Here is a 12892-nt window from a genome sequence, read left to right on the forward strand (position 1 = left end):
GATGGTATACATGTTAGCGATCCTCCTCATTTTATTTCTACTTACAAGGTTCGACATAAAATGGGAGAATCCTGCTAAAAAGTAATTAATTTTAAATAATTTAGATTAAACTGTTTTGAAACCCCGCTAAAACAAACGCAATTGTTTTGGTGCCAGTCCCGCATATTCAATCCCCAGCATTTCTTGAAATTGCTTAGCATTACCAGCAGCATCGCTGCCTGAATTATTATTAAACAAGACAATAATATCTTTGGTTCCTTTTGACAGTTGCTTGATTCGGTCCTTCCATTCTGACAACTCAGCATTGTTGTATCTATATAAATAACGAACTTCGCGCCAGCTGTTATTATCAGCACCATTCGGCTTATTCCATCCGTACACATTTCTGCCGTGCATCCGCACCAACGCCAGGTTTTCATCCGTCACAACCGGTACAGTCGGAATGGAACGCTCGCCTGCCTGTGGTTCATCGACAATCGTATGAATCCAGCCTTCCTGCTTAATAAATGCCAAAGTATCAGCACGAAAAGCATCACTAAACCAGGATTGATGGCGAAATTCCAGCGCCACCGGAATGTCCCCAATTTGTTGTTTACAGTAACGTAAATAGTCAACATTTTCTTTCTTACAGGCAAACCATGGCGGAAACTGAAACAATACCATCGCAAGCTTATTTGCCTTTCGATAGGGCTTTAAAGAATCCTTGAACGCCTGAAACATCGCTGTCTTTGTTTCGATTCGAATGGAAGCTCGTCCCGCTTATGGCCGGTCATCCCTTGATAGGCCTTTACGACAAAGCGAAAAGTATCCGGTGTCTCGTTTACCCATTTTGTAACATTACGTTCCGGCTGGATGGCATAAAAAGAAGCATCCACCTCCACTACGGGGAAATGACTGCTGTATTCGGGAAGTTTATCTTTTGCTTTGATATGGGCGGGATATAAGGAATAATGGTCACCCCAGCCGGTAAGTCCAATATAAATCATTGCAAATCCACCTCTGTTGTAAGGATAACATACGGATATTCAATGTATAAGTATGAAACGCTAATCAGAGAAATTTAATAGAATCTAATATTTCCGTGCACTATACTAGAGAAACAATGGAGCGGCTATACATGGAGGGGGGCGGGCACACCGTTTTTACCTTCTGAGATATTTCCCAAGAAGGAGGTGTCGCCAATGGTCGCACTGATGATTTCTTTTGGCATGTTAGTAGCGTTAAAAAAAGGAAATAATCCCTCACATGCTTTAGCCCGGCAATGAGGGATTACCTGTCTCTTGTGCCTGCCTCTTTTGTTGAGGTTGGTCTTATGGTAGCCGTTTCATGTCATCAGCATGGAACGATTTTATTTAGTGTACCACGAATACGAAATTGTTACACTACTTTTTTAACACCAACTCAGATAGTTAAGATTACAATAAGGCTATCAGATACCTATCTAGAAATCAGTTCGCCTTTTTATACTTTTTCCGCATCCAGACTGCCATTAATGAAGCAGCGGCAGCCCCGGCAATCAGCGGTTCTTTCTTTAACTTATTATCTTCCGTATAAAATACATCTTTCATAATCAGATTCATATTCTGCGGACGTTCTGCAAGTCTGCGCATGAAATAACCGAACCAGTCAGTGCCAAATGGAATATACGTACAAAAATTATACCCTTCTTCTGCCAGACTGTAATGCATTTCGGTGCGGAACCCATATAACATTTGAAATTCAAACCTGTCCAAAGGAATGTGATTATCCTCGACAAACTTCTTTAACTCCTGAATGATATGATGGTCATGGGTAGCAATTGATGTGAATGTATCCCCTTTCAAACGTGTTTTTGCCATTTGAATAAAGTTTTGATCAATTTCTTCCTTGGATGGATAAGCCACATCTTCATTTTCCTTGTATGCCCCTTTTACCAGCCGAATGCGAATGTCTTTCAATTGTTCCAAATCCTCCGCCGCTTCACGCAAATAGGACTGAATAACGGTACCCACATTACTATAATCATTGCGAAGTTTAAACAGGACATCCAATGTTTTTTGGTAATGGCTATATTTCTCCATATCAATATTGATAAAAATGCCATAATCTGCAGCCAAGGCCAGGATTTCCCGCATGTTATTCAGACAAAATTCCCGGTCAATATCCAAACCAAGCTGGGTTAATTTAACGGATACGTGACAATCCAATCGTTCTTCATGAATGCGGTGCAGTATTTGCATAATTTCATCTTTAGCGGTACTTGCCTCCGTCTTATCAGATACAAATTCACCAAGATTATCCAGAGTTGCGCGGATGCCATGCTGGTTCAGTTCTTTAACCACATTCGCAACACCATCAATCGTCGTACCGGCAACGAACTTTTCTGCTCCGAGATGAAATCCCCACTTTTTGGCATTAGCATTTAAAAACTTATTATTCGATAATCCAATAAAAAAATCTCTTGTTAGATTTGCCATGCTGAATTGCTCCTTCACACATTTAACTAACACGTGCGGCAAAGATACAAAGGCGTAAGCGCCCGGTTAGCGGCGTACAAACTGCGCCCGTGCAACACGGGTGGTTCGGCGTTGCCGCGCAAAGCGGCGTCCTTAGCCGAACATCCTTACCTACGAGATAAAGGAAACATGCCCCTGCAAAAGGGGTATGCCGACGTTGGCCGCAAAGGCCGTTCTTAGTCGGCCTTCCTTTGTTCCTAAATCGATGTTGACTTATCGTAGGAGGAAGCCTGAAGTTTGCTAGCCGCTGGGCGCTGGAGCCGGACGAGGCCCATCTTGTTTACCAGGTTATTAACAGCGCTTAATTTTTATAATACCTAAGTAAGGGACGCATTTGCCGCAGTCGTGATGGTTAATATACTTCAGATACTACTTTTGCTTCCAAGAAATGCTGCAAGTAATCCGGGCCGCCTGCTTTGGAGTCAGTACCAGACATCTTAAATCCGCCAAATGGTTGATATCCAACGATTGCTGCGGTACAGCCGCGATTGAAGTACAGGTTACCAACATGGAATTCATAACGGGCACGATTCAAGTGCTCGCGATTATTGGAGATAACTGCACCAGTTAAGCCATATTCCGTGTTGTTGGCAATTTCCAGCAATTCATCAAAATCGTTGGCTTTAGCAAATGCTACAACCGGACCAAAGATTTCTTCCTGCATGATTCTTGCTTTCGGATCCAAATCCTTGAAGATTGTTGGGTGAACAAAATACCCCTTGGAATCATCTGTTTCTCCACCATAGGCAAGTTCACCTTCTTGCTTGCCGATCTCAATATAGTTCTTGATTTTATCAAATTGTTTCTGATTAATAACCGCTGACATATAAACATTTTCTTCGGTCGGGTTGCCGATCGTTAATTCCTTGGTTAGTTCAATCGCTTTGGCAAGCACGTCATCATAAACATCCTTGTGAATAACCGCCCGTGAACAAGCAGAACATTTCTGACCGGAAAAACCGAATGCTGAATTTACAATGGCATCTGCAGCCAAATCAAGATCTGCATCATTATCAACAATGATCGTATCTTTACCACCCATTTCAGCGACGACGCGTTTTAAGAATGTTTGACCTTCCTGCACCTTGGCAGCGCGTTCCATGATTCGGGTTCCTGTTGCACGTGAACCGGTAAAGTTAACAAAATGTGTGTCTTTATGATCAACAAGATAGTCGCCGATTTCCGCCGGGTCACCTGGTACAAAGTTGAGTACACCTTTTGGCAGTCCGGCTTCTTTTAATACCTCTACCAATTTGTAGGCAATGACTGGTGTGTTTTCCGATGGTTTTAACAGGACTGGGTTCCCCGCCACAATCGGTGCAACTGTGGTACCGCATACAATCGCAAAAGCGAAATTCCATGGTGGAATGACGACACCAGGTCCCATTGGCTGATAGAAATAGGAATTCTGTTCATTCGCACGATCTTCTACTTTCTTGCCTTGACCAAGCTCAACCATTTGCCGAGCATAGTATTCCAGGAAATCAAGTCCTTCTGCCACGCCTCCATCAGCTTGACTCCAAGGCTTACCTGCATCATAAGCCAGCCATGCAGAGAATTCATGCTTTCGGCGACGGACAATGGCTGCCGCTTTATACAAGACATCTGCACGTTCTTCTGGTGTCCAGCTGCGCCATGTGTTAAACGCATCAAGAGCGGCTTCCATTGCTTGATCCACATGTTCTTTCGTCGCTTTGGATACGTAACCGACAACTTCCTCTTTGTTAGCAGGGTTTACAGAAACGAGCTTATCATCTGTATAAATCTCTTCCCCATTGATCACGATTGGATATTCTTTTCCCAACTCACCTTTAACCTGTTTTAGGGCAGATTCAAATGCCTGACGGTTCGTGGGATCATTAAAGTCTGTAAATGGTTCATGTTTAAAAGGTAATGCCAATATAATAACCTCCTTGATATAAAACCTTAAAAATTTAGCGCTTTCATCTATAATATTAGCAAGAATCATGCCAACTTTATTATTCTATTATAAATTAGGAAGTGAAAAAGCCATGATATCAATGAAATAACCGACTATTCACGTAATGATAGCTGATATTTTCTGGCATACTATGAAATGATTATTTGTAAACTATATGTACAAAAGTGTATAATAAGTTTACGCTTACATTTACAATTGCCTTACAATTCGGAGGTGAAGTGAAATGGATTATGATTACCATGTTTTAAACGCCGTCTTAGGTGCAGAAGATGATGCAATCACTGTTATCAACGTCAATCGGGAGGTAATCTACTGGAATGATGCAGCCGTTCATACCTACAACATCCACAAATCCGAGATTCTGCATCAGCCAATCAACAAGTTTTTCCATCATGACGATTTAATGGTATTAAAAGTACTCAAAACACAGGAACCTGTAAAAAATGCTTATCACCGTCCACAAGAGAATAAACATGTAGTGATTAATGCAGCACCTGTATTTGATCAAAACAATCGGATCATCGGCTCTGTTTCAGTGGAGCGGGATATCACACAAATCGTTAAATTAAATGATAATTTGATGTCAACCTCGGTGGAGTTGAATGAACTACGACAACAAGTAAATACCACGAATGGAGAGACACCTTTTGCCAAATTAAAAGGAGAAAGTGTAGCACTGAATCAAGTCATCCGTATCGCTCGCAAAGCAGCGAAAACGGACGCGACAACACTAATCCTTGGAGAAAGCGGAACAGGAAAAGAAATATGTGCCCGGGCTATTCATGATGCAAGTACCCGAAAAGACGGGCCATTTATCCCGGTCAACTGTGGCGCGATTCCGGTTGCCTTATTTGAAAGTGAATTGTTTGGCTATGAAGGTGGATCATTTACCGGTGCGGAGAAAAATGGGAAAGCGGGAAAAATTGAAATGGCGAATGAAGGCACATTATTTCTCGATGAAGTGGGAGAACTACCGCTGGAAATGCAAGTCAAACTGCTCCGGGTGTTACAGGAAAATACCATTTATCGGATTGGTGACTCCAAAGGAAAACAGATAAATGTGCGTTTTATCGCCGCTACGAACCAAAACCTGGAACAATTGATGGAAGAAAAGCGATTTCGTTCTGACTTATTTTATCGTTTGGATATTATTCAATTAACCATGCCGCCACTACGGGAACGGACGGCAGATATTCCGGGACTGGCACAATTATTTCTGAAACAATTTGCCGCCAAATACCAAGTGCCCGTTCCGATGATGGAACAGGATGCACTTGAATTGTTAACGACTTTTCACTGGACCGGAAATGTAAGAGAACTCCGGAATTTAATGGAGCGAATCGTGATCCTTTCCGAGAAAGCCGTTGTGACCAGGCAGGATCTGCTAAGTTTCCACCAGCAGCCATCCCCATCGTTGCGCATCGAATCCCATACGATACAACCATCTTTGCCTAAAGAAAAGGAAAATATGGAAAAACAGCGGATTATGGACGCACTAGGACAAACAAACGGAAATAAATCAGCAGCTGCAAAAATTCTGGGAATCTCACGCGTCACCCTTTATAACAAATTGGAGAAATTTGATATTCAATACTAACAGAATGTCAAGCGCTCTTTTTTTCCCCGTATATTTTTTGATGTTTTATTCTTGACTCAGTTCATTTTCCAAAAGATTGCATCCTCTGATGATCACATTACAATTCTTTGTATGTATCGCCCGATGAGTGGTATAGTATACAAAATGAAACTAAGGAAAAATATACCGAACAAGCTGCTGGTTTTGGTATTAAATCATTAAGCTGCCAAACACAGCTCATAAAGAAAAACAACCCGGTAAAGGAGGAGATTCCCATTTTTGAACAACGTATCCGTCATATGCAACGCTACCGGGAAATAGTTGTCGCCTTTTCCAGGAATGGCTTCGGCTATATTGTGAAGGAATTAGGGCTGCATGAACTTATTCCTTTACCGAAGCGTTTCGCCGCCAAACGGCAAAAATATGACAAAACACTCGGGGAACGAATCCGCTCATTTTTGGAAGAGCTGGGACCAACATTTGTTAAAATGGGGCAATTTGCCAGTACAAGGCCAGACTTGCTCCCCGATGACATTATTCGGGAATTGGAAAAACTCCAGGATGAAGTACCACCATTTCCATTCGAGAATGTACAGGAACTTATCGAACAAGAATTAGGCATGCCATTGAACAAAATATTCCGGACATTCGATGAAACGCCGCTTGGTGCAGCATCGATTGGTCAAGTCCATCATGCTGTTCTTAAATCAGGGGAACAGGTTGCGGTCAAAGTCCAACGCCCCCAAATCGAAAAAGACATGAAAACCGATTTGGAAATACTGCGGAAACTGGCGGTGTTAGCAGAATTTCGACTGGAATGGGCTGCTCAATATCAAATTTCCGAGATCGTTGATGAATTTGCCAATGCAATTCTGGCTGAACTGGATTATAACGTAGAAGGACGAAACGCGGAAAAGATCACGAAACAATTTAGTGATCATCCGCATATTCAGATCCCGAAAGTCTACTGGAAATACTGCTCCAAGAAAGTGCTGACAATGGAATATATTGATGGGATTAAGTTGAACAAATTAGAGGAGCTTTCCGAAAAAGGATACAATAAGAGAATACTGGCAGAACGGGTGGCCAATGCCATCTTCCACCAAGTTTTTATGGAAGGATTTTTTCATGGTGACCCACACCCGGGGAATGTAGCTGTCCTACCTGATGAAACCATTGTTTTTATGGACTTTGGCATGGTCGGCCGGTTAACCCCGGAAATGAAAGCCAATTTTGCATCATTGGTTATTTCCATGATGCGTGATAATACAGACGGGGTGATTAAGGCGATTAGCCGCATGGGACTGGTTCCCGATGATGTCAACATCCAATTGTTACGGTCAGATGTTGATCAATTGCGGGTCAAATATTATGATATCCCGTTAAAAGAGGTAAGTATCGGGGAAGCGGTTAACGATTTGTTTGCCGTTGCACACCGGCATTACATCCAGATCCCTCCTGATCTCACATTACTTGGGAAAACCCTCCTTACCTTGGAAGCAATGGTAGAAAGACTGGATCCCGACATTAGTATTATGAAACTGGCTGAACCTTTTGGCCGTAAATTATTTAGAGAGCGTCTCAATCCGAAAAATTGGGTTGAAACTGCTTTTCACCAGTGGACGGAATACGGTGAGATTATTGCCGATATTCCCAAGAACATTCGGGAATTAACCTCAATGGTAAAAAAAGGAAAGTTACCAATCGAAATTTCTCTTGAAAAATCGGAAATATTTTTAAAGAAACTGGATCGCATCAGCAACCGGTTATCCTTTAGTATCGTCTTGCTTTCCTTCAGTATTATCATGGTCGGACTTATTGTCGGTTCGGCATTAAGCGGTCAATCCTCCATTCTTTGGAGGCTCCCGGCGATTGAAATTGGCTTTGTCGTGGCGATATTAATGTTTCTTTGGTTATTGTATTCGATTCTTAAATCAGGACGATTTTGACCTAAGAACCCTTTAAACAAAACAGGCTGCAAAACGCGTACCTGGGGCTTTGCTGCTTATTGTGTGGTTGAAACTTATACTTGAGCGTCTCAGCTGCTTTTTCGAGTGGTTGCACTCAAGGTTCGAGCGGTTTTGGGTTTTGCTTCCTGTTCGGGCGGTTGCACCCTTTGCTTGGGGGAACACCAAAATAAGCAGCAGGTCCTGTGTACTGGGGCTTTGCTGCTTATTTTTTATGCAAACAATTCCATCATTCGCTGATAAGAATGAATCTTTTCATCAAAACTGTAAATATTGGTCAGAATCAGCCAATCGTCACATTGATAACGTTCAGACAAGCGGAGTAATTCATTTTTCACTTTCTGAGGTCCTCCAATAATCATCCGTTCCCGGTTTTTATGCATCTGTTTTTGTTCATCCTTACTCCAGCTTTTTGTCTTTGTCTTGGCCTCGTCCACACTTGGCATCCTGCTGTCCAGACCTTTTTCGACCTGAAGTAGCCAAACATCCTGACTAATCGCAAGTTCCTCGGCATGTTCATCCGTTTCCCCGCAGATCACAAAAATTGCTGAGCGTTCCCGAGGTTGATCCAAATAACCCGGCCTGAAATATTCCCGATACGTTTCATGGGCCGCTTCTCCTCTGGCAGGATTGATAAAATGGCCGTACACATAGCCTATGCCCAGTTCAGCTGCAAGTTTTGCACTATTTTCTCCCAGCCCTAACGAATATAAACTTGGACCACTTTCCGTACGTGGTGCTGCCTGAACCTTTCCATCCCGATTCAAGAAGGTGATTAGATCCGTCAATTTTTCAGGATAGTCAGCCAACTGATTTGGTTTTCCATCTGCCAATAATGCCCGGATTGTTTCTCCACCACCAGGCGAACGTCCCACACCTGCCTCTATTCTTCCTGGGAAAAGCGCCTGTAACTGGGATAACTGGGCTGCTATTTTATACGCACTATACTGTGGCAACAAAATCCCGCCACTGCCAACCTTCATCCTGTTTGTTTTTGCAGCAACGGCCGCCATCATAATTTCCGGTGAACTTGATGCCAATCCTTTTGTAGCATGGTGTTCCGCAAACCAATATCGCTCATAACCGAATCGTTCGACCGCTTGCGCCATTTCAATGGTTCTTCGCGCTGTTTCCTCTGCACCTATGCCTTTAGGTTGTGCCATTTGATCCAAAATTCCCAGCTTCATTATTTGCTACTCCTTTCAAACCTAATTCATGGGAAATAAAAATAACCCCTCATGCACCATAGCCTGGCATTGAGGGATTACTAACCTTCTGTGCCTAACCCCTCTTGATGGGGTTGGTCTTATTGTAACCGCGCCATGCTGGAACATGGTGCGGTTTTTAATATTGTATGATCTTCTATATATAGAATACCACAAACATGGAATTTTGACACGTAAGGTGTAGAATGGGAATCTTTGGTCTATCAGTTATCTTTCCAGGTGTTTATGCTATAGCCTTACCGCTTACATTAGCATAACGTTATAAATCTGCCTAAACTGTTATAATACTCCGAACGGTCAAAGTCTAATTTTTTTCCCACATGTAATGTCGTAACGTTTCTTCAAGACCGTTTTTGAACGGAGTAGCCGAAATTTCCCCGATACGTTCCTCATATTTTTCACCATTCAACACAAACCCTTCTTTAGTTAGGTACATGATTTCAACAATTTCTCTCATAAACGGATCAAACAAACCAATGAAACGAATGACATTTTTATTTAAAGGGATAACCATTTTTCGATTACCGGTGACCTTGCGAGCTATTTGGACAATTTGTTTACCTGAAATCAATCCCGCACCAGGTATATTCCAGTTCTCTCCGTAAGCATCATCCTTTTCCGCTATATTCACAATCATCTTCGCGGCATCTGGTAAATAGACATATTCCTGAGGTGTCTTCAAATTTCCAATAAAAAAAGAAGTCTTTTGAGCAGCCATTCCTTCTAATGTAGGCTGCAAATAAGAGTTTTGTGAGGTTGGACCATAATAATCCGGAAGCCGAACAATTAAAGCTTTTACATTTTCCCATTTGTTACTGAATATTAAATGCTCGAATGCAACCCTTATCTTCCCCTTTTTTGTATGTGGATGTTGTGGATGATTTTCATCACCCTTGGCGACTTGATGTCCATATACATAAATGCCATCAACAATGACAATCTTCTTCCGCATAATATCCGCTGCTTTCATCACACTTTCCCCAAGCAGGTGAAGTTTTTCCTCCATCTCTTGATATTGAACATTTGCACATTGGAATATAACATCCGCATCTTTTGCCGCATCGATAATTGTTTGGTAATCAAATATATCACCCAACTTATATGACAATCCCTGTTTAAAATCGTGTTTTTTTGCTAATGCTTTCAATTTATTTTCGGAACGTCCGAAAGCAATGACTTCTATTCCTCTATCCAATAGTTCTGAAACAATGACCTGTCCTGTTCCACCAGTTGCTCCTAATACAATTGCAGTTTTCATTTTGCTCTGCTCCTTTTTATTTATTGATTGATCAATCAATTAACGTTAGAAAATATGAAACATAACATTTCAAACTTCTTTTATGCATAAGTTTGGTTCACTCTTCTAACACAATTAGTTATTGATCAATCACTAAATTGAATTTAAAAAATAAATAATCAACTTGACTCGATTATTTATTTCGTTTGATCAATAAGCTCGGGAAGATCTAAGAAATAAGAAATATTACATAACATCCCTCTTGCTTGAAATGTAGTAGCTTCTCTTTCAGCATTCTTTATCCCCGCTGATTTAAACCTTTCCAAGGTGTAGCTTCTAATACGAGACAATCCCTCTTTCATCGAATTTCGTATGGCTTCTTCCGTTACGGAAATTCCTATCACCTGCAAGGAAATTTCATTCGGATGTAATACAGACAACGCTTCATAGGCTTCAATCATTTTGGTAACCAATTGGTCCGAGTTAGCCTCCACACTTTTAAAGGTTTGAAGGATTCTTTCAAATGATCGGTCTAAAGCCGCGACAAACAATTCTTCCTTTGTTTTAAAAAATCTAAAGACATATGGTTGAGATATGCCTGCTTTTTCTGCAATAAGCGCGGTCGTTGTATTATAATAACCCCGTTTCGCAAATACTTCTAACCCCGCCTCCAGAATCTCTTCCTTCCGATTCGCCTTTTTCGGTCTAACCATTGCAAAACCCCTGCCCACAGTTTATTATTGATTGATCAATTACATAATAACCCACTTTGTCACCTCATGCAAGCGTAATGTCTCAAACCTCTTTGGAGTGCGGAAACGTCCCACTTAGAACGAAAAAAATAACCTGTTTAGGATATGCTTTCCCCAAACAGGCTATTTTTACAATTAATATTCCGATTTATGCTTATCCTGTTTATTTCTTATCATTTGATAAGCAATGACAAGGATTAGAAACCAAACTGGTGTGACAAATAGTGCAACCCTCGTATCAGCAGCAAAACCTAAAATCACAATCACGAATATGAAAAAGGCGAGCACCAGCCAGTTCATAAATGGAGCAAACGGCATGCGGAAAGGATTTTTTTTCGCCGCTTCCGGCATCGTTTTCCGGAAGCGAATATGTGCATACAGGATAATGCCCCAAACCCAGATAAAACAAATGGTTGCAATACTGGTAACTAGTGTGAACACCTGATCCGGGAGAAGATAGTTAAGCAACACTCCGATCAGTAACACAAGCGTTGAAAAAATCAATGCAGGCGCTGGAACATTCTGTTTGCTTAAAGAACCCAATTTTCTTGGCGCATGTCCCTCTTTGGCCAGCGTATAAACCATTCGACTTGTACTAAAGATCCCACTGTTACAGGATGACGCCGCTGCGGTTAAAACAACAAAGTTAATAATTCCCGCGGCAACCGGAATACCAATTAATGCAAAAACCTTTACAAATGGGCTTTCTGCCGGATTGATTCCATTCCAAGGGTAAATGGACATAATTACAAACAAGGCCCCAATATAAAAGATTAGTATCCGAATCGGAATATTATTAATCGCCTTTGGTATCGTTTTATTTGGATCAACCGTTTCAGCTGCCGTAATACCAACAAGTTCGATCCCTACAAAGGAAAAAACAGCCATTTGAAAGGAAAGTAGAAAACCTGAAGCACCATTTGGAAAGAAACCCCCGTATGTCCACAGGTTTGAGAAAGACGCCTCCGCATCACTTCCCTTAAAGCTCATCAAAACAAGCACAATACCAATTACAATCAAGGCGATGATCGTAATAATTTTGATAAGTGCAAACCAAAATTCAATTTCTCCAAATGCCTTTACTGCGGTCATGTTAATTAAAAACAAAATAAGAACACAGGCAAGTGCCGGGACCCATTGCGGTACATCCGGCAACCAGTATCGTATATAAACCCCAACAGCAGTAATTTCGGCAATACCCGTCGCTATCCAACAAAACCAATATGTCCAGCCAGTAATAAATCCTGCCCAAGAACCTATGAATGTCTCGGCAAATTCGGCAAAAGAACCGGCATCAGGCTTATAAAGCAACAACTCACCCAGAGCACGCATCATAAAAAACAGCGCGATGCCAATGATCAAATATACGAGCATAATCGACGGACCAGCCAGATGTATCGACTTCCCGGCACCAAGAAACAAACCAGTTCCAATTGCCCCGCCAATCGCAATCAGCTGAATATGGCGGTTCTTCAGTCCTCTTTCCAGTTGTCTTTCATTTGCTGTTTCACTTGACATATGTATTACCCCCTCTTTTTAGCAAAAACGTTATGTTGTTTGGTTACGAAATAGCCTAGGTTGGAGTAATCTGTTATTTCATAATTACAGTAATAAAACGACGAATAATATAATTATAATCGAAAATTCGACAACATTAAACCTTTTTTTACATTTATTCAAAAATGTTCCTGTATACC

The 12892-nt window shown here is 41.5% G+C and carries 8 protein-coding genes and 1 pseudogene; 2 read left to right on the top strand and 7 right to left on the bottom strand.

The annotated features are described in order from the left end of the window. Nucleotides 1-126: 126 nt before the first annotated feature. From ABRT01_RS11400 to pruA, 3 genes and pseudogenes are all read right to left on the bottom strand, one after another. Nucleotides 127-986 (bottom strand): annotated as a pseudogene (locus ABRT01_RS11400) (DUF72 domain-containing protein). A 462-nt stretch (nt 987-1448) separates the two neighbouring features. After that, nucleotides 1449-2456 (bottom strand): proline dehydrogenase family protein, encoded by a 1008-nt coding sequence (locus tag ABRT01_RS11405; RefSeq protein WP_269411013.1) that lies wholly within the window; start codon nt 2454-2456, stop codon nt 1449-1451. A 391-nt stretch (nt 2457-2847) separates the two neighbouring features. Continuing rightward, nucleotides 2848-4395, bottom strand: coding sequence for an L-glutamate gamma-semialdehyde dehydrogenase (pruA, locus tag ABRT01_RS11410; protein WP_269411012.1), 1548 nt, complete (start codon nt 4393-4395; stop codon nt 2848-2850). Between the two features lie 265 nt (nt 4396-4660). On the opposite strand from pruA, the gene ABRT01_RS11415 reads away from it, so the two are divergent. Both ABRT01_RS11415 and ABRT01_RS11420 read left to right on the top strand, forming a co-directional pair. Continuing rightward, nucleotides 4661-6034, top strand: a complete 1374-nt coding sequence (locus tag ABRT01_RS11415; RefSeq protein WP_269411011.1) for a sigma-54 interaction domain-containing protein — start codon at nt 4661-4663, stop codon at nt 6032-6034. Nucleotides 6035-6312: 278 nt separating this feature from the next. After that, entirely contained in the window at nt 6313-7962 is a 1650-nt protein-coding gene (locus ABRT01_RS11420; RefSeq protein WP_269412425.1) for an ABC1 kinase family protein, read from the top strand. A gap of 230 nt (nt 7963-8192) precedes the next feature. Here the strand turns inward: ABRT01_RS11420 and ABRT01_RS11425 are convergent, their stop codons facing one another. The 4 genes from ABRT01_RS11425 to ABRT01_RS11440 form a co-directional block, all read right to left on the bottom strand. Further along, nucleotides 8193-9167, bottom strand: a complete 975-nt coding sequence (locus ABRT01_RS11425) for an LLM class flavin-dependent oxidoreductase (protein ID WP_269411010.1) — start codon at nt 9165-9167, stop codon at nt 8193-8195. A gap of 343 nt (nt 9168-9510) precedes the next feature. Continuing rightward, nucleotides 9511-10488, bottom strand: a complete 978-nt coding sequence (locus ABRT01_RS11430; RefSeq protein WP_269412424.1) for an SDR family oxidoreductase — start codon at nt 10486-10488, stop codon at nt 9511-9513. 152 nt (nt 10489-10640) lie between these two features. Next, the gene (locus ABRT01_RS11435) at nt 10641-11156 is read right to left on the bottom strand and encodes a TetR/AcrR family transcriptional regulator (protein ID WP_269411009.1); all 516 of its coding nucleotides are present in this window, start codon (nt 11154-11156) and stop codon (nt 10641-10643) included. 174 nt (nt 11157-11330) lie between these two features. Next, entirely contained in the window at nt 11331-12713 is a 1383-nt protein-coding gene (locus ABRT01_RS11440) for an amino acid permease (RefSeq protein ID WP_269411008.1), read from the bottom strand. Between the last annotated feature and the right edge of the window lie 179 nt (nt 12714-12892).

The sequence above is a fragment of the Lentibacillus sp. L22 genome, assembly GCF_040812445.1.
Lineage (GTDB): Bacteria > Bacillota > Bacilli > Bacillales > Amphibacillaceae > Lentibacillus_C > Lentibacillus_C daqui.

What these genes read in the sequence shown, in the direction of transcription:
- ABRT01_RS11420 (WP_269412425.1), top strand. Translation starts at nt 6,313, where the DNA reads ATGCAACGCTACCGGGAAATAGTTGTCGCCTTTTCCAGGAATGGCTTC.
- ABRT01_RS11435 (WP_269411009.1), bottom strand. Translation starts at nt 11,156, where the DNA reads ATGGTTAGACCGAAAAAGGCGAATCGGAAGGAAGAGATTCTGGAGGCG.
- ABRT01_RS11405 (WP_269411013.1), bottom strand. Translation starts at nt 2,456, where the DNA reads ATGGCAAATCTAACAAGAGATTTTTTTATTGGATTATCGAATAATAAG.
- ABRT01_RS11440 (WP_269411008.1), bottom strand. Translation starts at nt 12,713, where the DNA reads ATGTCAAGTGAAACAGCAAATGAAAGACAACTGGAAAGAGGACTGAAG.
- ABRT01_RS11415 (WP_269411011.1), top strand. Translation starts at nt 4,661, where the DNA reads ATGGATTATGATTACCATGTTTTAAACGCCGTCTTAGGTGCAGAAGAT.
- ABRT01_RS11425 (WP_269411010.1), bottom strand. Translation starts at nt 9,167, where the DNA reads ATGAAGCTGGGAATTTTGGATCAAATGGCACAACCTAAAGGCATAGGT.